At 65.0% G+C, this 21,217-nt stretch carries 20 protein-coding genes; 15 read left to right on the top strand and 5 right to left on the bottom strand.

What is annotated here, in order from left to right:
- The first annotated feature begins 84 nt into the window (after positions 1-84).
- Positions 85-1,023 carry a LysR family transcriptional regulator gene (locus L6D64_RS20390; RefSeq protein ID WP_176509346.1) on the top strand — a complete coding sequence of 313 codons (939 nt, stop codon included), beginning with the start codon at positions 85-87 and terminating at the stop codon, positions 1,021-1,023.
- Here the strand turns inward: L6D64_RS20390 and L6D64_RS20385 are convergent.
- Positions 1,000-2,130 (bottom strand): porin, encoded by a 1,131-nt coding sequence (locus L6D64_RS20385; protein WP_176509347.1) that lies wholly within the window; start codon positions 2,128-2,130, stop codon positions 1,000-1,002. The genes L6D64_RS20390 and L6D64_RS20385 overlap by 24 nt on opposite strands.
- 373 nt (positions 2,131-2,503) lie before the next feature.
- Here L6D64_RS20385 and L6D64_RS20380 point away from each other — a divergent pair, with 373 nt between their 5' ends.
- Positions 2,504-3,808, top strand: coding sequence for an MFS transporter (locus L6D64_RS20380; protein WP_176509348.1), 1,305 nt, complete (start codon positions 2,504-2,506; stop codon positions 3,806-3,808).
- Between the two features lies 1 nt (position 3,809).
- On the top strand, positions 3,810-4,994 hold the full coding sequence (locus L6D64_RS20375; protein WP_176509349.1) for a M20 aminoacylase family protein: 1,185 nt from the start codon (positions 3,810-3,812) through the stop codon (positions 4,992-4,994).
- Between the two features lie 9 nt (positions 4,995-5,003).
- On the opposite strand, the gene L6D64_RS20370 is transcribed toward L6D64_RS20375, so the two are convergent.
- Positions 5,004-5,915 (bottom strand): LysR family transcriptional regulator, encoded by a 912-nt coding sequence (locus tag L6D64_RS20370; protein WP_176509350.1) that lies wholly within the window; start codon positions 5,913-5,915, stop codon positions 5,004-5,006.
- A gap of 93 nt (positions 5,916-6,008) precedes the next feature.
- Here L6D64_RS20370 and L6D64_RS20365 point away from each other — a divergent pair, with 93 nt between their 5' ends.
- From L6D64_RS20365 to L6D64_RS20335, 7 genes are read left to right on the top strand one after another with little or no spacing between them, the layout of a single operon-like run.
- On the top strand, positions 6,009-6,956 hold the full coding sequence (locus tag L6D64_RS20365) for a ketopantoate reductase family protein (RefSeq protein WP_176509351.1): 948 nt from the start codon (positions 6,009-6,011) through the stop codon (positions 6,954-6,956).
- Entirely contained in the window at positions 6,953-7,351 is a 399-nt protein-coding gene (locus L6D64_RS20360) for a VOC family protein (protein ID WP_176509352.1), read from the top strand. Before L6D64_RS20365 ends, L6D64_RS20360 begins: the two co-directional genes overlap by 4 nt.
- The gene (locus L6D64_RS20355; protein ID WP_176509353.1) at positions 7,348-7,803 is read left to right on the top strand and encodes a MaoC family dehydratase; all 456 of its coding nucleotides are present in this window, start codon (positions 7,348-7,350) and stop codon (positions 7,801-7,803) included. The genes L6D64_RS20360 and L6D64_RS20355 overlap by 4 nt, the downstream gene beginning before the upstream one ends.
- Entirely contained in the window at positions 7,800-9,032 is a 1,233-nt protein-coding gene (locus L6D64_RS20350; protein WP_176509354.1) for a CaiB/BaiF CoA transferase family protein, read from the top strand. Before L6D64_RS20355 ends, L6D64_RS20350 begins: the two co-directional genes overlap by 4 nt.
- The gene (aroE, locus tag L6D64_RS20345) at positions 9,029-9,847 is read left to right on the top strand and encodes a shikimate dehydrogenase (RefSeq protein WP_176509355.1); all 819 of its coding nucleotides are present in this window, start codon (positions 9,029-9,031) and stop codon (positions 9,845-9,847) included. Before L6D64_RS20350 ends, aroE begins: the two co-directional genes overlap by 4 nt.
- Before the next feature lie 3 nt (positions 9,848-9,850).
- Positions 9,851-10,288 carry a type II 3-dehydroquinate dehydratase gene (gene aroQ / locus L6D64_RS20340; protein ID WP_176509356.1) on the top strand — a complete coding sequence of 146 codons (438 nt, stop codon included), beginning with the start codon at positions 9,851-9,853 and terminating at the stop codon, positions 10,286-10,288.
- Positions 10,288-11,742, top strand: coding sequence for an MFS transporter (locus L6D64_RS20335; protein ID WP_176509357.1), 1,455 nt, complete (start codon positions 10,288-10,290; stop codon positions 11,740-11,742). Before aroQ ends, L6D64_RS20335 begins: the two co-directional genes overlap by 1 nt.
- Before the next feature lie 42 nt (positions 11,743-11,784).
- Here L6D64_RS20335 and L6D64_RS20330 read toward each other — a convergent pair whose 3' ends face one another.
- The 3 genes from L6D64_RS20330 to L6D64_RS20320 form a co-directional block, all read right to left on the bottom strand.
- Complete coding sequence (locus tag L6D64_RS20330; protein WP_176509358.1) at positions 11,785-13,146, bottom strand: purine-cytosine permease family protein; 1,362 nt, start codon at positions 13,144-13,146, stop codon at positions 11,785-11,787.
- Positions 13,147-13,158: 12 nt separating this feature from the next.
- On the bottom strand, positions 13,159-13,833 hold the full coding sequence (locus tag L6D64_RS20325; protein ID WP_176509359.1) for a cysteine hydrolase family protein: 675 nt from the start codon (positions 13,831-13,833) through the stop codon (positions 13,159-13,161).
- Positions 13,834-14,298: 465 nt separating this feature from the next.
- Positions 14,299-15,054 (bottom strand): enoyl-CoA hydratase-related protein, encoded by a 756-nt coding sequence (locus L6D64_RS20320; protein WP_176509360.1) that lies wholly within the window; start codon positions 15,052-15,054, stop codon positions 14,299-14,301.
- Positions 15,055-15,159: 105 nt separating this feature from the next.
- Here L6D64_RS20320 and L6D64_RS20315 point away from each other — a divergent pair, with 105 nt between their 5' ends.
- From L6D64_RS20315 to L6D64_RS20295, 5 genes are all read left to right on the top strand, one after another.
- Positions 15,160-15,807, top strand: coding sequence for a TetR family transcriptional regulator C-terminal domain-containing protein (locus L6D64_RS20315; RefSeq protein ID WP_176509361.1), 648 nt, complete (start codon positions 15,160-15,162; stop codon positions 15,805-15,807).
- Between the two features lie 76 nt (positions 15,808-15,883).
- Positions 15,884-16,600: a response regulator gene (locus L6D64_RS20310; RefSeq protein WP_176509362.1), complete on the top strand. Its 717-nt coding sequence runs from the start codon at positions 15,884-15,886 to the stop codon at positions 16,598-16,600.
- Complete coding sequence (locus L6D64_RS20305; RefSeq protein WP_176509363.1) at positions 16,597-17,361, top strand: substrate-binding periplasmic protein; 765 nt, start codon at positions 16,597-16,599, stop codon at positions 17,359-17,361. Before L6D64_RS20310 ends, L6D64_RS20305 begins: the two co-directional genes overlap by 4 nt.
- On the top strand, positions 17,358-19,610 hold the full coding sequence (locus L6D64_RS20300; RefSeq protein WP_176509364.1) for an ATP-binding protein: 2,253 nt from the start codon (positions 17,358-17,360) through the stop codon (positions 19,608-19,610). Before L6D64_RS20305 ends, L6D64_RS20300 begins: the two co-directional genes overlap by 4 nt.
- A 126-nt stretch (positions 19,611-19,736) precedes the next feature.
- Positions 19,737-21,143, top strand: a complete 1,407-nt coding sequence (locus tag L6D64_RS20295) for an amino acid permease (RefSeq protein ID WP_176509365.1) — start codon at positions 19,737-19,739, stop codon at positions 21,141-21,143.
- Positions 21,144-21,217 lie beyond the last annotated feature (74 nt).

Below are 21,217 nucleotides of genomic sequence, written 5' to 3'. Positions count from 1 at the left end.
CACGGACGTTGCACTGCGCAGGTGGTGCTTGCGGTAATCTGTGCGCGGCATGGAACTGGCCCGCTGACAACAAGGTAGAGACCTTTGAAACTTCACCAACTCAAGGCGCTGGTCGCCATCCACAACGCAGGCAGCATTCTCGAAGCGTCCAAGCTCATGCATATCACCCAGCCTGCACTGAGCCGGTCGATCAAGGAGCTGGAGCGCGAGGTCGGTTTCACCCTGTTGCAGCGCTCATCCAAAGGCATGGCCCTGACCGAGGAAGGCAAGCGCGTCATCCGCCATGCCAACCTGGTGGTGGAAAGCATTCGCCGCCTGCAGATCGAAGCGGCCAGTATCCAGGACGCCGCGGTGGGCGCAGTGTCCATCGGGGTGACTTCGCTGACCGCGATGCTGGACGGGGTCGACGACAGCATCCTGGCCTTCCGGCGCAAATACCCGCGGGTGAAGATCACCATCACCGACCTGCGCCCCAGTCAGATTCTGCAACGGCTGCGCGATGGCAGCCTGGATTTCGCCATTACTTCGCAGCAGCCGTTGAGCCGGCTCAACCTGGACTGGGAAGCGCTTGGCAGCATCAAGGGCCGGGTGATCTGCCATGCGTCGAATCAGCAGAAGTTCGCCAAGTCACTGCGCACCTTGCAATACGCTCCGTGGATCAGCCTGGATGAACTCTCGGACCCGGCATCGCAGTTTCACCAGCTGTTCGATAGCAACGGCCTGCGGGTGCCGCAGAACACCATTGAATGCACGTCGGTGATGATGGCGCTGAAGCTGTTGAAGAACACCGAATCGTTGATGACCATCAGTGAGCTGGCCGTGGACCAGGGGTTTGCCTTTGGCGTTGATGGCGAGTACCTGGCCGTGGCAGTGCAGGAGCTGATTCCGGATTACCCGGTCAACCTGGTCTGCATCGACCGCCACAGCCTGACCGCGCCCGCCCAGGAACTGTTTCACAGCTTGCGTGGGCAGGTGCTCAGGCAAACCCGCCCGGCGCCGTCAGAAGTGGTAGTACATGCCTAGGGAGAGGTTGCTGGGGTCGTCGCCCAACTGGTCCAGCGGGGTGCCAGCGTAGGTGACCGAGGACGCAGGCTGGTTGAAGATCTTGCCAACCCGTCCATACACAGCCCAGCGCGGGGTGATGAAATGATCGTAGCCGAGCATCACCCCTTGGGCATTCTTGTCGCGCGCCGTGACCTGGCGCTGCATCACGGCCAGGCGCAGCACGTCCAGCTGGCCAACCGGTGCCATCACGCCGAAGGTGTACAGCGTGGTACTCGGGGTGCCGTGCTGGTCGACGGCCTGGTGTTGCCAGGTCAGGCTGGTGGCCAGCGGGCCGAAATCGTAGAACGTCGACAGGCTCTTGTAATGGTTGGCGGTCTGGCGTGAGGTGCCGCCGTCGTCCCAAGGGTCGCTGTAATACAGGTTGTAGGAGGCCAGCAGCATCAGCGTACTGGTGCGGTATTGCAGCCTGGCGCCGCCACCGCGCACGGTACGCCCCTGGCTGGCGGCATCATCGAAGCCGAAGGTCACTGCGGTGCCGAGGCTGAAACCGTTCAGGGTCGGGCTGGTGTAGGCCAGGGTATGTTTCGGCCGCAGGTCCAGGTTGTAGGCACCTTTGCCGGCGGCAGGCAGGGCCAGGAAGGTGTAGGGCGAGCCATACGTGGCGAGGAACGGGTCGGCGTAGGTCGGGGTGCCCATGCTGTAGGTCTTGCCGAACTCGAGCTTGCCCAGGGTTCGCGAGCGCAAGGCCAGCGTGGCCAGGCGCAGGCTGCCGATCGTGTCCCAGGTCCCTTCCAAGGCTTTGCCGTTGACGTTGAAGCCCTCTTCGACATCCAGCTCCACGACAGTATCGGTGCCCACTGCCTTCCTGGCATACAGCCCGAGCTTGTTGGTCCATGCGCCGCCACCGGCCAGACGAAAACCCGAATGGTGCTGCGAGTCGTGATAGCTGGTGAAGGCGTCCACGGTGCCGTAGACCTTGAGCTTGTCATCGAAGCCGTTATCCACCCCGTAATAACCGAAGCCTGGCGCAATCCGGCCCAGGCTCGGGAAGCCCTCGGCGTGCGTCTGCACGGCAAGGGCGGCACATTGAATCATCAACAGCATCGAGGTAGTGCGAGTGTTCATTCACGACTCCAGGCCAACTCACTGATGGGGTGGCCCGTAGCGTCGATGAACAGATCGTTTCAGCGCGATTGCTTATTCGGCAACCCTATGCCGCTTGGTTAATCAGCTGCTGGCGCTGCCCACGTCTGGCGGCGACGCCTGCTGCAGAGCGCCTGCCATCACCCGACAAGGTGCCGTGCGGTGGGCCGCTCAGTGTGCGTTAACGGGGCAGCGGGTACAGGCAGGGCGAACGGTGCGCCACTTCAGGGCATGTTGGCCGTCGCCTGCGCGGAGTGATTAACCCTCGGTTAGGTGTATGCCGAAACTGCAAGTGTGTTGCGTGCCCGATTGGCCGATAGTCGTGGCACGCCGCGATTTGCCATCGGAGAACACAATGACAACACCGCTACCCGCATCGACCGCCGTGCAGCCCGGCGCGCATAGCGCCGCACAAGGGGGGCGTGCTTCGCGCAAGACCTTGGTCGCCTGTTCGCTGGGCAATGCGCTGGAAATGTACGACTTCACGATCTACAGCTTCTTCGCCGTGCTGATCGGCAAGCATTTCTTCCCCGCCGAATCGGCGACGGCGTCGTTATTGATGTCGCTGGCCACCTTTGGTGTGGGTTTCCTCATGCGTCCCATCGGGGCAATGGTCATCGGCCGCTATGCCGACCGGCATGGGCGCAAGGCCGCGTTGAGCCTCACCATCGGCCTGATGACCCTGGGCACCGCGTTGATTGCCTTTGCGCCCACCTATTCGCAGATTGGCATTTTCGCCACGCTGTTGCTGGTGCTCGGTCGACTCATTCAAGGCCTGTCGGCAGGCGGGGAGGTCGGGACTGCATCGGTGTTTCTGATGGAGTCGAGTGCGGTCAGCAACCGTTGTCGGAATGTCAGCTGGCAGGCCGCCAGCCAGGGGTATGCCGCCTTGGTGGGCGCCGCATTCGGCTTTGCGCTGCACCAGTCGCTTGACCCTGTGGCCCTGGAAAGCTGGGGGTGGCGGCTACCCTTCATCGTCGGGCTGCTGATCGGCCCGGTGGGTTGGTACATTCGCACGCACCTGCCAGAAACCCACGAGGCGACGCCAGTGTCGCATGGCGGACAAGGGCTCGATGCGCAACTGCTCAAACGCATCACCCTGGGCATCGGCCTGATGGCCAGTTCGACCATCGGCATGTACCTGTTGGTGTTCTACATGCCCACCTACCTCACCACCACCTTGCAGTATCCGCCTGGCAGCGCCATGGCCATCGCCTGCATCAGCAGCGGCTGCATGGCAGTGATCTGCCCGCTGGCGGGCAAGTTTGCCGACCGGTACCAGCTGCGCAAGCGCCTGCTGGCCTGGACGGTGGCCACGCCGGTGGTGCTGATCCTGCCAGTGTTCCACCTGCTTGGGCAGGTGCGCGACCTGGGCCTGGCCATGATGTGCGTCGCGGTGTTGATCTTGCCGACCTGCATCGGTGCGGGCGCATTCTTCGCGCTGATCATGGAGGGCTTCCCGAAAGCCCGGCGCTCCTTCGGCACCTCGGTCAGTTACAGCCTGGGCGTGACCCTCTTCGGCGGCTTCGCGCCGCTGGTGGCCACCTGGCTGATCGCCGCGCTGCAGACCCCGATGGCGCCGGCCTATTTCCTCCTGGCGGGTGGCGTGGTCAGCCTGGCCTGCCTCCGTTATTTCCCTGAAAACAAAGGATGCGAGTGACATGGGTACGTTCCTGAGCAAACCGCCTCAGTGCGAGGCCGCGGCACTGGATGAGTTCGTCACGCTGCGCCGACAGATCCACGCCGCGCCGGAACTGGGCGGCGACACCCCCGACACCGCCGCGCTGGTGGCCGACAGGCTCCAGGCGTGGGGCTACGAGGTCCATCGCAACGTGGGCGGGCATGGTGTGGTCGGCGTGTTGAAGGTGGGCAACGGTCCACGCAGCATCGGGTTGCGCGCCGACATGGATGCCTTGCCCATGACCGAGAAAAACCCCTTCGCCCATGCCAGCAAGATCCCCGGCCGCATGCATGCCTGTGGCCATGACGGGCATACCGCAATCCTCCTGGCCGCCGCTTCGCAGCTGGCTGCCACGCGCGATTTCAATGGCACGTTGAATGTGATCTTCCAGCCGGATGAAGAAGGCCTGGCCGGGGCCAAGGCCATGCTCGACGATGGCCTGTTCGAGCGTTTTCCGTGTGATTCGGTGTACGCCCTGCACAACATGCCCGGCTTGCCGGTGGGCACCTGCGTGGTTCAGGCCGGGCCAACCATGGCGTCTTCGCAGCGCGTCAGCATTCGCATCACCGGCAAGGGTGGCCACGGTGCGATGCCGGAACTGTCGGTCGACCCGGTGATGGCGCTGAACAGCCTGATCAACGCCATCCAGACCATCAAGTCGCGCAACCTGAGTGTCGAGGAATACGCGGTCATCAGCATTGGCATGATCCAGGCCGGCACCGTCTACAACATCATCCCCGATGAAGCGTGCATGCTGCTGAGCGTGCGCACCGACACGGCCGAAACGCAGCAGAAAATCAACAGTCGCATCGACGCCCTGGTCAAAGGCCATGCTGAAAGCTTCGGCGTGCAGATCGATGTGCAGTTCACTCAACTGGCGCCGGCGCTGTGCAACAGCGACCAGGAAAGCGCGTTGCTGCGTGACAGCCTGAGGCCGTTGTTCGCTGACGGTGCGCTGCTGGACACGATGCCGAAAAAAGTCATGGGCACCGAGGACTTCGCCTACATGCTGCAGGCGCGGCCAGGCTGTTATTTCATGCTGGGCAACGGTACCGGCGAGTTCCATGGCTGCTCGGTGCACAACCCGCACTATGACTTCAACGATGCGCTGGTGAAGATAGGCGCCGATTGCTGGGTGAAATGGGTCCGGGACTACCTGCGTTGAGGTGCAGCATCAGGCTGGCGGCTGTTGAAACAACTCGCGGATCACCCCTCTGATCCAGCGATTGCCAGCGTCCTGGTGATAGCGCGCATGCCAGTGCTGCTTGACGGTGAAGCGTTCTACGGCAAACGGGCAGTCATGCAGCCTCAGCCCGTGCATGTCGGCAAGCGTCTGGCCGATGTGCCGCGGCAGCGTGGCGACCAGGTCGGTGGTCCCGACGATCATGCCCAAGCCGAGAAAGCCGGGCAGTTCGAGCATGGTCCTGCGCTCGATCCCGGCCCGCGCCAGGCCGGTTTCGAGCAGCTTCTGCCCGGTCCCGGCACTGATCTGCACGTGCCCCTCGGCCCGGTAGCGCGCCACGCTCATGCCATCGCCCAACCGCGGATGCTGTGCGCTGCTCAGGCAAACCCAGTCCTGCTCGAACAGCACCTGTTGATACATGCCCGCGCCAAGCCCGGGTACGAAGCCGATGGCCAGGTCCGCTTCACCGGATTCCAGCGCGCTCTCGGTATTGCCATCGATCCGCGCCGCTTCCAGGCGAATGCCCGGCGCATGGCTGCGCAAATGGTTGAGGATGCTGGGCAGCAAGGTGATATGGCTGGCATCGCTGACACACAGGCGAAAGCGCCGTTGTGCCGTGGCTGGCATGAACTGTGGCGCCCAGTCGCTGAGGCGGCGCAGCGATTCCAGCACTTCCCGGCATGGGCCTATCAGCTGGTCGGCCCGCGGGGTTGGGGCCATGCCGCCCGGCGTGCGCACGAACAACGGGTCGTTCAACTGCTCACGCAGGCGCCCCAGCCAGATGCTCAGGGTCGGTTGGCTCTGGCCCAACTGCTCGGCGGCGCGGGTCACGCTTCGGCACTGGTAAAGCACCTCGAACAACTGCAGCAGCTTGGGTTCCGGCAAGGGCTCGAACGGGGTCATTATTGAAAATCTCAATAGTGCTATTGAGGCCATTGTATAGCCCAAATAAGCCTCGCTGCATAAGGTAGTCGCAAACCACAGGAGGTCTGCGACGTGAAAATCTGCATTCTCGGTGCCGGTGCCCTGGGTTGCGCCATTGGCGCGGCCTTGAGCGAGGCGGGGCATGAAACCTGGCTGTTGAACCGTGGCCGTGCGCATGTCGAGGCCATGAACCTGCACGGGCTGCAGGTGCAGGACGAACGCGGCGAGCGCCAGGTGCGGGTCAACGCCGCAATGGATGCCGAGGACGTCGGCGTGGCAGACCTGGTGGTGGTGCTGGTCAAGTCGTTCCACACCGCCGAGGCCATTGCCGGTGCCAGCGCGCTGATCGGGCCGCAGACGCTGGTGCTGTCGCTGCAGAATGGCCTGGGCCACGAGGACATCCTGGCCGAGGCGGTAGGGCGCGAGCGGGTGCTGGCGGGCAAGACCTACGTCGGCGGCGTGCTGCTGGCGCCGGGCTCGATCCGTGCCGGTGTGGCGGGCAAGCAGACCTTCATCGGTGAGCTGGACGGCCAGCTCACGCCCCGTGTGCAAGCCATTGCCGCCGCCTTCAACGGTGCCGGGCTGGCCACCACGGTCAGCGACAACATCCTCGGCACCATGTGGGACAAGCTTCTGGTCAACGTCGCCACCGGCGCGCTGAGCGGCATCACCATGCTCAGCTACGGCCAGCTGTACAGCGAACCGCTGCTGGCGAGCACCGCCAAGGCCGCCGTGGCCGAGGCCATCGCCGTGGCCGAGCGCGCCGGCATCCGCCTGAGCCTGACCAGCCCTGAGGCTGCCTGGACGCTGGCCGCCGAAGGCCTGCCGGCGAGTTTCCGCACCTCGATGCTGCAAAGCCTGGAAAAAGGCTCGATCACCGAAATCGACTTCATCAACGGCTCCGTCGTGCGCTGGGGCCAGCGCCATGGCGTGGCCACACCGGTCAACGCAACCCTGGTGGCCTGCATCAAGGGCATCGAACGCGCCATGGCCGATCACCAGAAGAGGGAAAACCCATGAGCCAGCCAAAAGCCTACCTCGAACATGTCGCGTTCTGGGTGCGCGACATCCAGTGGCATATCCGTTTCTTCAGCGAAGTGTGCGGCATGACCATGCGCGAAGTGCAGGGCGACGTCGAGCGGCCCGCGCAGTACTGGACCCTGGGGGGCCTGCAGTTCATCCACCAGCCGGACTTCGCCGGCCCGGAAGGGCGCATGGCGCACCTGGGCATCATGTGCGAAGACCTCGAAGCCGCCCTGGCGGCGGCCCAGCGTTTCGGCGTCAGCGAGATGCCCCAAGGGCGTAACTGGTTGCGCCTGCCTGACGGCCTGGCCGTGGAATTCATCCAGGCGTTGCCGGCGGCCTGCGTCGCCCAGGCCTTGGCCATCGACCCCCGCGCGGAGGTTCAGGCATGAGCGTGGTGGAAAGATACTGGGACGACGCCCGCGAAGGCGATGAATGCATCAGCCCGACCTACACCGTGACCCGCGAACGGATCCTGGCCTACGCCGACCTGACCGGTGACCACACCCCGGTGCACGTCGACGAGGCGTACGCCAACGCCAGCCACTTCGGCTGCCTGGTCGCCCACGGCCTGTTCGGGCTGTCGATTGCCGACGGCCTGAAGACCCAGTGCGACTACCGTTTCCTGCCGGGCATGTCGCTGGGCTGGACCTGGGACTTCGTGCTGCCGATCAAGGTCAACGATGTGCTCCATGTGCGCATGCGCGTGGGCGCGATGCGCCCGAGCAAAAGTCGCCCAGGCTGGGGCATCGTGGTGCTGCCCTCGGAGCTGATCAACCAGCACGGCGAAGTCGTGCAACGCGGCGAGCACCGGCTGATGGTGCCGCGGAGGGCCGGAGCATGAGCCAGGCATTGCCATTGGCGGGTATCCGCGTCATCGACTACAGCCACTTCCTCGCCGGCCCTTATGTCGGGCGCTGCCTGGCAGCCCTGGGCGCAGAGGTGATCAAGGTCGAGCGGCCGGGCAGCGGCGATGCCGGCCGGCAGCATGCATTCACTCTGGACGACCAGCAGAGCGGTTACTTCCTGCAACTGAACATGGGCAAGCAGGGCGTCAGCGTGAACATGAAGGACCCGCGCGGCAAGGCCTTCATGCAGCGCCTGACCGATTCGGCCGACGTGTTCATCGAAAACTACCGCCCCGGCGCCCTGGACAAGCTGGGCCTGGGCTACGCCGAACTCGCGGCGCGCAACCCGCGCCTGGTGTACTGCTCGATTTCCGCCTACGGCCATACCGGGCCGGACGCCCACCGCGCCGGCTTCGGGCTGATCGCCGAGGCCAAGAGCGGGATCATGCAGATGGTCGGCGTGCCCGGCGAAGCGCCGCCGCTGCTGCGCATTTCGCTGGGCGACATGTACACCGGCATCCATGCCGTGGCGGCGATCAACGCGGCGCTACTGGGCCGGGCCAACAGCGGCCGCGGCCAGCACATCGACATGGCCCTGTACGACACGCTGGTGTCGATGCATGAGTACGCGGTGCAGTGCTACACCTTGTCCGATGGCACCGTGTTGCCGGAGCAGACGGGCCATGACATGCCCACCTCGACCCTGTACGGCGTGTTCCGCGCTGCCGATGGCGACCTGGTGATCGCCGCCCAGGTCGACGATGCCTGGCAACGCTTTGCCGCCATGCTCGAAGCCAACGGTGGCCCGAGCGGGTTTGGCAGCGACACGCGCTACCACAGCCTCAACGGTCGCAACGCCCACCGCCAGGCGATCCTGGCCGTGGTCCGCGACTGGGTCGGCGCGCGCCAGGTGGCCGATATCCTGCAGCTGCTGGATGGCATCGACATCCCCAGCGCCAAGGTGCAGCGCATCGACGAAGTGCTGGCCGACCCGCAGATCCAGGCCCGCAACATGGTCATCGAACAGCAGCACCCGCGCTACGGCACCTTGCGCCTGCCCAACCTGCCGTTTCGCTTTTCCGACTGCGACACCGCGATCCACCAGCTGGCTCCGGACCTCGGCCAGCACAACGCCGAAGTCGCCGCGGCACTTGGCTTCAGCCCCGAAGAAATCACCGCCATGCAGGCAGACGGTGTGCTGTTCACCCACGGAGATGCACGATGAGCGACCGCTATGCAGTGATCGGCCGGCCGATCAACCACACCAAGTCCCCATTGATCCATGGCCTGTTCGCCGAGGCCACTGGCCAGGCCCTGGAGTACGGCGCCATCGAGGGCGAGCTGGAGGGCTTCGAGGCCCAGGTGCTGCAATTGCGCAGTGAGGGCGGGCTGGGCATGAACATCACCGCGCCGTTCAAGCTGCGCGCCTTCGAGCTGGCCGACCGGCGCAGCGAGCGTGCGCAGCTGGCACGGGCGGCCAATGCGCTGAAGTTCGAGGATGGCAGCATCTACGCCGAGAACTTCGATGGCATTGGCCTGCTGCGGGATATCGAGCAGAACCTCGGTGAACCGCTGCGCCAGCGCCGGGTGCTGTTGCTTGGTGCCGGCGGCGCAGTGCGCGGCGCCTTGCTGCCGTTCCTGCAGGCCGGGCCGCGTGAGCTGGTGATCGCCAACCGCGACATGGCCAAGGCACTGGCCTTGCGCAACGAACTGGATCACCCCCGGCTGCGCATCAGCCGTTATGAAGAACTGGACGGGCAAGCCTTCGATATCGTCGTCAACGCCACCTCCGCGAGCCTGACCGGTGAGTTGCCGCCGCTGCCTGCTGGCGTGCTGGGCGGCGCGCGCCTGGCCTATGAGCTGGCCTATGGCAAAGGCCTGACACCGTTCCTGCGCATGGCGCAGGCGCAAGGGGTGGCGCGCCTGGCCGATGGCGTCGGCATGCTGGTGGAGCAGGCGGCAGAAGGATTTGCCTGGTGGCGCGGGGTACGGCCTGAAACCCGTGCCGTGATCGACCGCCTGACCATTCCCCTGGAGTGAGCCATGCCCGCCAATGTCCTGATGCTGCACGGCATCAACCACAACATGTTCGGCAAGCGCGACCCGCGCCAGTACGGCACGGCCACCCTGGCCGACATCGACCAGGCCCTGCAGGCGCTGGGCGAGGAACTCGGTGCACAGGTAGAGTGCTTCCAGACCAACTACGAAGGCGCAATGTGCGAACGCATCCATCGGGCCTATGAGCAACGGGTGGATGCCGTGCTGATCAATGCCGGGGCCTGGACCCATTACAGCTACGGCATTCGTGACGCACTGGCGATTGTCGAGGCGCCGGTGGTCGAAGTGCATATGTCGAACATCCACGCCAGAGAGCCGTTCCGCCATCACTCGGTATTTGCCGAGGTGGTGCGCGGGCAGATCTGCGGGTTTGGCGTCGAGACCTACCTGCTGGCATTGCGTGCGGCGCTGAACATGATCTGATGGCCGGCGCGCCTGCACAAAGCGCGCAGGTCCGGACCCATCAATCACCGGAGGGACTCGTGAACGCGTCTCGGCACACCACTTTCATCGCCTTGCTGGTCGCCATAACCTTCTTCATGGAGAACCTCGACGCCACCGTCATCGCCACGGCGTTGCCGCAGATGGCCCGTGACTTCGCCGAGCACCCGGTCAGCCTGAACATCGGCATCAGCGCCTACCTGCTGGCGGTGGCGGTGTTCATCCCGCTCAGCGGTTGGCTGGCCGACCGCTTTGGCGCGCGGCAGGTGTTCGCCGGGGCCATCGCCCTGTTCACCCTGGCGTCGTGGCTCTGCGGCCTGGCGACCGACCTGGAGACCTTCGTCGTCGCACGGGTGCTGCAAGGCATCGGCGGGGCGCTGATGGTGCCGGTCGGCCGCCTGGTGGTGTTGCGCACCACCGACAAGCAGGACCTGGTGAAGAGGCTCGCGGTGATCACCTGGCCCGGGCTGGTCGCGCCGGTACTGGGGCCACCCATCGGCGGGCTGATCGTCACCCACCTGTCGTGGCCGTGGATCTTCTACCTGAACATACCGCTTGGCGTGCTGGCCCTTGCGGCAGCGTGGTGGCTGATTCCCGCTGGCCGCCCTGGCGAAGCACGCCGCTTCGACCTGCTCGGCTTCGGCTTGCTCGCCTCGGCCTGCGCCGCGTGGTTGATCGGCCTGGAAATGCTCGGTTCGCTGGCCGCTGGCAGCCTGCCTGGCGGGGCCGTACTGGTGGCAGCGGGCGGCTTGCTGAGCTGGCTCGCGGTTCGCCATTGCCAGCGCCACCCGGCGCCGCTGTTGCCATTGGCAGCCATGGGCATCGCTACGTTCAGGGCCAGCATCGTCGGCGGTACGCTGTTCCGCCTGTCGATCAGCGCCTTGCCGTTCCTGATTCCGCTGATGCTGCAGGTCGGCTTCGGCCTGTCACCGGTGGATGCCGGCTGGCTGGTGCTGGCGATCTTCGCTGGCAACCTCGCGATGAAGCCGTTCACCACCGGTTTGCTGCGCCGCTATGGTTTCCGCCGCGTATTGCTGGTCAATGGCATGATCGGTGTCTGCAGCATCCTGGCCTGCCTGGGCTTGCAGCAGGGCATGCCGTGGTACTGGATGGCGCTGGTGCTGTTCATGGGCGGGCTGTCACGTTCGATGCAGTTCACCACCTACAATGCCGTCGGTTTCTCCGAGGTGCCCAGGCCACAGATGGGCGAGGCGTCGACACTGTTCAGCATGTTCTTCCAGCTGGCGATGGCGCTGGGGGTCGCCGTGGTGGCGCTGTTGTTGCGGGTCGCGATGATGGTGCGCGGCGGCGAGGGTGGGATGACGGTCAGCGACTTCCACTGGGCGTTGCTCGGCGTGGCGCTGATTGCCTGCCTGGCGCTGGTCGATGCCGTGCGCCTGCCGGGCAATGCCGGTGAGCAGGTCTTGCGCACCTGACGGGCATTGCGGCCACCCAGGTGGCCGCAACACCAGCGGTTATCAGGACTTCACAGTGGCGGCTGCCAGGCTCCTGCGCTTGCTCATCAGGCGGTAATAGCAGGCTGCCGGGAACAGCAGCCCCACCACCCAGGCCAGGTCGATGCCCTGCAACGAGGCGGCGACCGGCCCAACGTAGAGGGAGGTGTTCATGAACGGGATCTCCAGGGCGATGGTGGCGAGGAACACGCCCACCGCAATCCAGTTGACCCGGCCATAGATGCCCGAGGGGTCGAAGATGTCGGCTATCTGGTATTGCCCTTTGCGCAGCGCGTAGTAGTCCACCAGGTTGATGGCGGTCCAGGGGATCAAAAAGTAGCTCATGAAGAAGATGAAGTTCAGGAAGAACTGGATGAAGTCATCCTGGGCCAGGGTGCACAACGCTGTCGCCAGGGCACAGATCACCAGCATGAAGCCCGCGCGCACCCCGGGGGTGACTTTCAGCGCCGCGAACGGTTCGATCACCGTCACCGTCGACATGAACGCGCCATACAGGTTGAACACGTTGATCGCGATCTGCCCGTAGAGCACGAACGCCACCGCCAGCAACGTCCCGCCACCGAGCACGCCGAGCAGCTGCAGGCCGACGTTGTCGGAAAAGCCAGCGACGGCCTTGGCCAGCACGGCGCCCAGCAGCATCATCCAGCTACCGCCGATGACGGTGCCCGCGTAGCTGTACCAGAACACCTGGCGGGTGGACGTGCGGGTCGGCAAATAGCGCGAGTAGTCGGCTACGTAAGGGGCGTAGGACAGCTGCCAGGTGACCGCGATGCTCACCGAGGCCAGGAAGCTGGCCAGGTTGAAGCCTTGCGCAGACCATAGTCCGGCTTCCATCGGCAGCGCCAGGGCGAGCAGGGTGGCAATGCCGAAGACCGCGATCGACAGCAGCGTCAGCAGCTTCTGCAGGCGGTGGATGAGCTGGTAGCCGAACAGCGCCACCAGGAAGCACAGGGCGCCGAGCAGGGCAATGTTGCCGCCGTTGCCGAACGGGCTGGCGCTGGCGATGGCCTGGGCGGCCAGCAGCGTGTTGCTGACGAAGAAGCCCAGGTAGATGAGCATCACGAACAGCAACGGCACGATGGCGCCGAACACGCCGAACTGCGCACGGCTCTGGATCATCTGCGGGATCCCCAGGCGCGGGCCCTGGGCGGAATGCGACGCCATGAAGATTGCGCCGATCAATGCGCCGAGCACTATCGACAGCGCGCTCCAGAACAGGTTGAGCCCCAGGCTGATCGGCAGCACCCCGGCGGCCACCGTGGTGATGTTGGCGTTGGCGCCGAACCAGACGAAGAACAGCGAGTGCGGCTCGCCATGGCGTTCGGCTTCCGGGATGAAGTCGATGCTTCTTTTCTCTACTTTCATGTCGTTCTCCGCTCAGCGCTGCGCAGTCAGTTGGCGTTCGAAGCGCGCAATCGTCTGCACGAACGCTTCTGGCGCAAAGGCAAGATGGTCGGGTTCTGCGCTGAGCACAGAGGCGGCCGGCTGGTTGTTCCAGCTGCGCAGCAACTGCTCGGTGGAAAAGATTTCCAGCCCGTAGAGCCAGTTGGAGAGAATGAACAGCGCCGAGTAGTGGGCGGAAAGCGTGGTCGCGGTGCAGGCGTCGGCGACCAGCACCAGCTGGAAGTCGTGCTGGTAGGCATCGAACAGACTGCTCATCACACACACGTCGGTCAGTACACCGATCACCACCAGTCGTTTGATGCCGCGGCTTTTCAAGCTTTGGGCCAGGCGCGTGCCGTGAAAGGCGCTGTAGCGCTGCTTGTCGATCACCGTGTCACCGGCCTGCGGTGCCAGGGCGTCGATGATCTCGATGGCCGGGGTGCCGGCACGGTAGGTGGTTGGCTGGCCTTGTGCGTCGACCGGCTCGCCGAATGCCAGGTCGCGGCCGAGCGCATCGTTGACGTGGCGGGTGTAGAACAGCGGCAGGTTGCGGCTGCGGGCGCGGTCAATCAGCGCGGCCGCGTTTTCGATCACACTGTCGAGGCGTGGCAGGGGGAAGCTGTCCTCCTGCTGCAGGTCGACCACGAGAATAGCGGTGTCTTGAGTCATCGGATTTCTTCCAGGTGCAGCACCCCGGGCGCGCTACAAAGGGCTCGCCGGGCGGTGCTGCGGATGAAGGTGGGCGGGCGCCGCGACAACGGTGCCTGCGAGGGGCGAGCGCAACGCTCGTGGAAGAAATCAGCCGACTATCTGCCAGAACCCGTTCTGCTTGGCGGCGACAGCGGCGGGAAGGCGTTGCAGCGTGATCTGCAACGGTGCCGCCGCTCGGCGCAGGAACCCGTTCATGGCCCCGCACGGCAAAGCACATACCCGGCCAGGGCGGCGGGTGCGAAACTTGGCAGTGATGGAGAGGAGGCGGGCCATGAGCAGAACACTCGCGTTAATCGTTCAGCCATGGCAGCAAAATTCGGGCCATCACCGCAGATGCGCCAGGAACATCGACTTTGACGGGTCGAGCTTGGCAGTGTTACCGGTTGGCATGTGGTATGCCGTAATACTGTGCTACCAAGCGTATCAACCCGTCTTGCGCGATACCATCGCGGTCAAGGCAGCCCTGGCTTCGTCGCTGTTGAGCCGCTCGATGAACAGCAGGCCTTCCTTGGCCACCGTGGCGGCCAGTGCTTCGCGCTGCGCATCCTTGAGCAGACGCCTGCTGATGCGCAGGGCATCGGCCGGCAACTGTTGCAGGCGCCGCGCCAGCTTGACGGCGGCAGCCAGGCATTGCGCGCCATCTTCGAACAGTTCGCTCGCCAGGCCCCACTGCACTGCCTGTTCGCCATTCAGCGCCTGGTTGCACAGCAACAGCTGCGCCGCCCGCGCATGCCCCAGCATCTGCGGCAGCAACAGGCTTGCGCCAAACTCCGGGCATACGCCCAGTGCCACGAACGGCGTGCGCAGCTTGGCGTCACGGCTGATGAGCACCTGGTCGCAGTGCAACAGCAGCGTGGTACCGATGCCGATCGCCGGCCCTGCTACCGCCGCGATCAGCGGCTTGTCCAGCGCCAGCACCGCCCACATCATGCGGAACACCGGGCTTTGCAGGTCGGTCGGGGGTTGGTCGAGAAAGTCCGCCAAGTCGTTGCCGGCGGTGAAGCACTCGGTGCTGCCGGTGATCAGGATCACCTCGACCTGCGGGTCGCCGTTGGCGGCCTCGAACAGCTCTGCCAGCCGCGTGTACATGGCGTTGGTCAGGGCGTTGAGCTTGTCCGCACGGTTCAGGCGCACGGTCAGCAGGCCTTCGTCGAGCTGCTGCTGGATCAGGTCGGTCATGGCAGTGCCTTTGTTATTGTCAGGGTGGCCGAGTATAAACAGGCTTCCGCGACCGAGGCGAGTTGCTATACAGTCGTTCAACTATTCGACCCACGAGAGCCCCCGATGACCCAGGAAGCCCGCTTCAGCCGCATGCTGCCCGAACTGCGCAAGGCCAACCTGGTCGAGGCCACCCTGGCCTGCCTGAAGCGCCATGGCTTCCAGGGCGCCTCGATCCGCAAGATCTGCGCCGAAGCCGGGGTTTCGGTAGGCTTGATCAGCCACCATTATTCGGGCAAGGACGAGCTGGTCGCCGAAGCCTACATGGCGGTCACCGGCCGGGTCATGCACCTGCTGCGCGAGGCCATGGCCCAGGCCGCACCCAACGCCCGCGAACGGTTGTCGGCGTTCTTCCGTGGCTCGTTCAGCGCCGAGCTGCTCGACCCGCAGCTGCTCGATGCGTGGCTGGCGTTCTGGGGCGCGGTGAAGACCGCCGAGGCGATCAACCAGGTGCACGACCACTCCTATGGTGAATACCGCCGCGAACTGCGCACGCTGCTTGCCGAGCTTGCGCGGGAGGAGGGCTGGCAACACTTCGATGCCGACCTCGCCGCCATCAGCCTCAGCGCCTTGCTCGATGGCCTGTGGCTGGAGTCCGGGCTGAACCCGGGCACCTTTACCCCGGCCCAGGGCGTGCAGATCTGCGAGGCCTGGGTCGATGGCCTGCAAGCCGGTGGTCGGCAACGCTTCAGTAGCGCCACCGAGGGCTGTTGATCGACCGTTCAGCAATCGCTAGTCTTGGCTCACTCTAATAAAAATATCGCCTTCGGGCACTTCAGGACTAACTGCAATGACCTCTCAGGTACTGGTCGTCGATGACGATCCGCTGATTCGTGACTTGCTCCAGGCTTACCTGTCCCAGGAAGGCTATACCGTCCACTGTGCCGCTACGGCGGAACAGGCCGAAACGCTGCTGAGCGAGCAGCCGGTGGAACTGGTGATGCTCGACATCCGCCTGCCGGGCAAGGACGGCCTGACCCTGACCCGCGAGCTGCGGGTGCGCTCGGAAGTGGGGATAATCCTGATCACCGGGCGCAACGACGAGATCGACCGCATCGTCGGCCTGGAATGCGGCGCCGACGATTATGTGAGCAAACCGCTCAACCCTCGCGAACTGGTGTCCCGCGCCAAGAACCTGATCCGTCGCGTGCGCCACGCCCAAGGCGCGCGGCCAGCCAGCTTGGCTACCGTTACCCTCAAACAGTTCGGCGACTGGTCGCTGGACTGCGACCGCCGCCGCCTGATCGATGCGCAGGGCGGCGAAACCCTGTTGACCCATGGCGAGTTCCAGCTGCTCAGCGTGTTCTTGCGCAACAGCGGCCACACCCTGAGCCGCGACCAGCTGATGGACCAGATCCGCAACCGTGAGTGGGTGCCCAACGACCGTTCCATCGACGTGCTGGTCGGCCGCCTGCGGCGCAAGCTGCACGACGACCCCGCCGAGCCTGAACTGATCATCACCATCCACGGCGCCGGTTATCTGTTCACCGCCAGCGTGGCCGCGTGAGCCCGTTCCTGTTCGGCCTGCTGGCGCTGTTGGCCAGTGCTGCGCTGCAGGCCGCCGACAGCGTGCGCTATTGCGATTACCCGGTGTACCCACCGGTGTCCTGGAGCGATGGCAAGCAACCGCGCGGGCTGGCCCCCACGGTGGTGCGCGAGCTGTTCGGGCGGCTGGGCTATCGGGTCGAGATGGTGGTGCTGGGCAACTGGCAACGCTGCCTGCTCGACGCTGCCGAAGGGCGGGTGGATGTGGTGCTGGCCTACGCCTCGGAACAGCGTGCCAGGTCGATGCGCTTTTCCCAGGTGCCGGTGCTGCGCGAGGAGGTGGCGGTGTTCGCCAACCGCCAGCATCCGCTGCAGTTCGACCAGCTCGAAGACCTGGCCAGATACCGCGGCGGGCTATTGTTCGGCGAAAGCTATGGCCCGGCATTCGACCGCTTCGTGGCGCAGCACCAGAACATCGAATGGGTGTCGGACAGCGGGCAGAACTTCGGCAAGCTGATTCGCGGGCGTATCGACTTCGTGGTTCAGGAGCGGCGTACCGGCCAGCTGTTCGTCGAGCACCTGGCAGGGGCCCAGGACATCGTTGCGCTGCCACCGGCACTGAGCGTCGACTACCTGCGCGTGGCGGTGTCGCGCCATTCGCCGTTGAGCGAGCGGATGGGCGACATCGACGCGCAACTGCAGAAGATGGCCGACGCCGGCGAGCTGGAGCGCTGGCTGCATGAAAGCGAAGTCACCTACCGCGACATGGTCAAGCAGCCATGAGCCGCCTGCAACCGGGGGGCCTGCTGCGGCGGCTGTTGCTGTTCATCCTGCTGTTCAGCCTGTGCTTCACGGTGCTGGCCAGCAGCGTGCAGCTGTATTTCGAGTACCGCCGCGAGATGCGCGAGATCGATGCGCGCATGGCGCTGATCCGCGCTGGCTACCTGGCCAGCCTGGAGCGCAGCCTGTGGGACCTGAACCAGGAGCAGCTGAACGTGCAGTTGCGTGGGCTGGTGGATTTTTCCGATGTGGCGCGGGTGCGCCTGAACAGCGCCGACTTCAGCTTGCAGCAGGGCGAGCCGAGCCCGCAGGGGCCGTTGCGCATCGAGCGTTTTGCCTTGGACTATCAGCCGCCTTCAGGCCCTGCGCGCCATCTGGGTGAGCTGGAAGTGAGCACGGACCTGGGCGCGGTGCACCGCCGGCTGTTCGCTACCGGCCTGACCAGCCTGTTGTGGATGAGCGTGTTCCTCTGCGGGCTGGCCCTGGCACTGTCGGGTTTGTTCTATCGCCTGGTTACCCGTCACCTGCAGGTCATGGCCGAATTCGCCCGGCGCATCGGTGCCGGGCAATGGCACGAGCCCCTGCGCCTGAACAAGCGCCGTTCCCCTCATACCGACGAAATCGACAGCGTGGCGCTGGCACTGGACGACATGCGCCGGGCCATCCTCAGTGACAGCGAACGCCGCGAAAGCGACCGGCTGGCCTTGCAGGACAAGCGTGACGAGTTGCAGAAGCAGGTGGAGCGGCGCACGGCGAGCCTGATGCGTGCCAAGGACGATGCCGAGGCCGCCAACCTGGCCAAGTCGCGCTTCCTCGCTACCATGAGCCATGAACTGCGTACGCCGCTCAATGGCATTCTCGGCATGGCCGAGCTGCTGCGTGGCGCCGGCCTCGCGGCGCCCGACCGGCAACGCCTGGAGGCGCTGTACAAGGCCGGCGAGGGGCTGCTGAGCATCCTCAACGAGGTGCTGTATTTTGCCCGCCTGGAAGAAGGCGAAAGCCGCCCCGAGGCCGTGGATTTCTCCCTGCGCCAGCTGTGCGCCGAGGTCGTGACCCTGCTCGAACCCCGCGCGCTGGCCAACGACAGCCTGGTGCTGTGCCGCATCGACCCGCAACTGGCGGCGTACCAGCACGGCGCCGAGCAGTACCTGCGCCAAGTCCTGAGCAACCTGCTGGCCAATGCCATCAAGTTCACCGAGGGCGGCGAGATCCTGGTTGAAGTGCAGGTGATGCAGGAGCAACCCGGGCGGCAGCGCCTGCGCCTGAGTGTCACCGACGACGGCATCGGCATCTGCGAGGCGATGCAGCCGAAGATCTTCGAGCGTTTCGTCCAGGCCAGCGAGGCCGTTGCCCGGCGCTATGGCGGCACCGGCCTGGGGTTGGCGATCAGCAAGCACCTGGTCGAGCAGATGGCCGGGCAGATCGGCGTGCGCAGCCGCGAAGGGGAGGGCAGCTGCTTCTGGCTGGAGGTGGAGCTCGAGACGGCGCAGGCGCCCCAGGCCATGGCCGCGGCCGCTGCCGGCGCGGCGCCACTGGACATCCTGGTGGTGGAGGACGTGGCCTTGAACCGTGAGGTGGTCAGCGGGCTGCTGGCGCGTGACGGGCACAAGGTCTGGCTGGCGGAGGATGCCGAACAGGGTTTGCAACTGTGTGCACGGCAGCGCTTCGACTTGCTTCTGCTGGATGTGCACCTACCAGGCATCAGCGGCGTGGAGCTGTGCCGGCAGCTGCGTGCCGGCGCCACGCCCAACCGCGACACGCGCATCCTGGCGCTGACCGCCAGCGTCCAGCCGGGGTTGGTGCGGGCCTACCTGGATGCCGGCATGCAGGGGGTGCTAGGTAAGCCGCTGAAGCTGGCCAGCCTGCGCCAGGCCCTGGCGGGGCAATGCCAGGAGGGGGCGCCGACAACCTCCGTCTGGCTTGACCACGGGTTGCTGAGCACGCACCGCACGCTGCTTGGCGAGCAGAAGCTGCAAGGCTTGCTGGCCGGCTTGCAGGACAGCCTGGTGCAACAGCGCATGCCCTTGCTCGAAGCGGTCGAGGCGGGGGACTGCACCGAGGTGATCCACCTGGCCCATCGGCTGGCCGGCAGCAGCGATTCCATGGGCCTGTGCGGCCTGGCGGCGACCTTGCGCGAACTGGAAGCGCGTGGCCTGGCCCGCGACAAAGCGGGGGTACGGGCCATGGGGGCGCTGCTGGGCGAACGTCTGCAGCGTGCCGAAGACACCCTCGCCGCGTTGCTGGCCGCCTGAGCGACAAAATACTTACGACTTTTTACATCTTTGATCTTTACGATCAACCGGGCCTTACATCGCCTTCCAATAATCGGACTCAACCGCTGCACACGCGGTCTTCGACGCTTATTGGAGATAATAATAATGAAAGGCCGTAAAGCTGAAGGTATCCACCTCACGCGGGCATTGAAGAGCCGGCACATCTTCATGCTCTCGCTGGGTGGCGTGATCGGTACCGGGCTGTTCATGGGCTCGGGGGTGACCATCAACCAGGGCGGGCCAGTGGGCGCGATCCTGGCCTACCTGGTCGCCGGTTTCCTGATGTACCTGGTGATGGTCTGCCTGGGTGAACTGTCGGTGCAGATGCCGGTGTCCGGTTCGTTCCAGGCCCATGCGACGAAATTCATCGGCCCGGCCACCGGTTTCATGATCGGCTGGGTGTACTGGATGAGCTGGGCCACCACCGTGGGCCTGGAGTTCACCGCCGCCGGCATGTTGATGACCCGCTGGTTCCCGGAGGTGCCGATCTGGTATTGGTCAGCGCTGTTCGTGGCCGTGCTGTTCGGCATCAACGCCCTGGCCACCCGCGCCTTCGGCGAGGCGGAATACTGGTTCTCGGGGATCAAGGTGGCGGCGATCCTCGGCTTCATCATCGTCGGTGTGCTGGTGATCTTCGGTGGCATTTCGCTGAACAGCGGGGCGCCGGCGCCGATGATGAGCAACCTGATCGGTGATTCGCTGTTCCCCAATGGCCTGTCAGCGGTGTTCGCGGTGATGATGACCGTGGTCTATGCCTTCCAGGGCTGCGAGATCATGGGGGTGGCGGCGGGCGAGACCGACCAGCCGGACAAGAGCATCCCGCGGGCCGTGCGCAACGTGGTGTTCCGCGTGCTGATCTTCTACGTGCTGGCGATCGTGGTGCTGTCGGCGATCGTGCCGTGGCAGCAGGCCGGGCTGATGGAAAGCCCGTTCGTGCAGGTGTTCGACATGGTCGGCATTCCTTACGCCGCAGACCTGATGAACTTCGTGATCCTCACCGCGATTTTGTCGGTGGGCAACTCCGGGCTGTATGCCTCCACCCGCATTCTCTGGGCGATGTCCAAAACGGGCATGGCACCGCGCAGCCTGTCGCCGCTGAGCAGCCGTGGCGTCCCCCTGCGCGCCTTGTTCATCACCCTGTGCTTTGCGCTGGTGTCGCTGATGACCAGCTTTATCGCCGCCGACACCCTGTTCATGGTGCTGATGGCGGTGAGCGGCATGTCTGGCACGGTGACCTGGATCGTCATTGCCCTGGCGCAGTACCGCTTCCGCAAGCAGTTCCTGAGCGAGGGTGGCCAGCTGAGCGACCTCAAGTATCGCGCGCCGCTGTACCCGCTGGTGCCGTTGCTGTGCATCACCCTGTGCAGTTCGCTGTTCGTGTTCCTGGCCATGGATGAGACGCAGCGGCCTTCGCTGTATTGGGGCTTTGGCTTTATTGCGCTGTGCTATGCGGCGTATTTCCTGGTGCAGCGCAAGCGTCATGGGGTGGGGGTGGAAGTGCCGGTGGGGTGAGATGGGTTTGGCAGGTGCATGGCGGGGGATTGGGTGAGGGCTGACAGGTGCTTGCCGGTGTTTTTGCAGGGCCT

It is taken from the genome of Pseudomonas urethralis (assembly GCF_021602465.1).
GTDB classification, from domain to species: domain Bacteria; phylum Pseudomonadota; class Gammaproteobacteria; order Pseudomonadales; family Pseudomonadaceae; genus Aquipseudomonas; species Aquipseudomonas vlassakiae.
The sequence above is the reverse complement of the archived record's forward strand: the minus strand, read 5'-3'. Positions and strand labels throughout refer to the sequence as shown.

Excerpts from the sequence above, each read along its gene's own strand:
- L6D64_RS20385 (WP_176509347.1), bottom strand. The coding sequence starts at position 2,130 with ATGAACACTCGCACTACCTCGATGCTGTTGATGATTCAATGTGCCGCC.
- L6D64_RS20380 (WP_176509348.1), top strand. The coding sequence starts at position 2,504 with ATGACAACACCGCTACCCGCATCGACCGCCGTGCAGCCCGGCGCGCAT.
- L6D64_RS20375 (WP_176509349.1), top strand. The coding sequence starts at position 3,810 with ATGGGTACGTTCCTGAGCAAACCGCCTCAGTGCGAGGCCGCGGCACTG.
- L6D64_RS20370 (WP_176509350.1), bottom strand. The coding sequence starts at position 5,915 with ATGACCCCGTTCGAGCCCTTGCCGGAACCCAAGCTGCTGCAGTTGTTC.
- L6D64_RS20360 (WP_176509352.1), top strand. The coding sequence starts at position 6,953 with ATGAGCCAGCCAAAAGCCTACCTCGAACATGTCGCGTTCTGGGTGCGC.
- L6D64_RS20355 (WP_176509353.1), top strand. The coding sequence starts at position 7,348 with ATGAGCGTGGTGGAAAGATACTGGGACGACGCCCGCGAAGGCGATGAA.
- L6D64_RS20350 (WP_176509354.1), top strand. The coding sequence starts at position 7,800 with ATGAGCCAGGCATTGCCATTGGCGGGTATCCGCGTCATCGACTACAGC.
- aroE (WP_176509355.1), top strand. The coding sequence starts at position 9,029 with ATGAGCGACCGCTATGCAGTGATCGGCCGGCCGATCAACCACACCAAG.
- aroQ (WP_176509356.1), top strand. The coding sequence starts at position 9,851 with ATGCCCGCCAATGTCCTGATGCTGCACGGCATCAACCACAACATGTTC.
- L6D64_RS20335 (WP_176509357.1), top strand. The coding sequence starts at position 10,288 with ATGGCCGGCGCGCCTGCACAAAGCGCGCAGGTCCGGACCCATCAATCA.
- L6D64_RS20330 (WP_176509358.1), bottom strand. The coding sequence starts at position 13,146 with ATGAAAGTAGAGAAAAGAAGCATCGACTTCATCCCGGAAGCCGAACGC.
- L6D64_RS20325 (WP_176509359.1), bottom strand. The coding sequence starts at position 13,833 with ATGACTCAAGACACCGCTATTCTCGTGGTCGACCTGCAGCAGGAGGAC.
- L6D64_RS20320 (WP_176509360.1), bottom strand. The coding sequence starts at position 15,054 with ATGACCGACCTGATCCAGCAGCAGCTCGACGAAGGCCTGCTGACCGTG.
- L6D64_RS20315 (WP_176509361.1), top strand. The coding sequence starts at position 15,160 with ATGACCCAGGAAGCCCGCTTCAGCCGCATGCTGCCCGAACTGCGCAAG.
- L6D64_RS20310 (WP_176509362.1), top strand. The coding sequence starts at position 15,884 with ATGACCTCTCAGGTACTGGTCGTCGATGACGATCCGCTGATTCGTGAC.
- L6D64_RS20300 (WP_176509364.1), top strand. The coding sequence starts at position 17,358 with ATGAGCCGCCTGCAACCGGGGGGCCTGCTGCGGCGGCTGTTGCTGTTC.
- L6D64_RS20295 (WP_176509365.1), top strand. The coding sequence starts at position 19,737 with ATGAAAGGCCGTAAAGCTGAAGGTATCCACCTCACGCGGGCATTGAAG.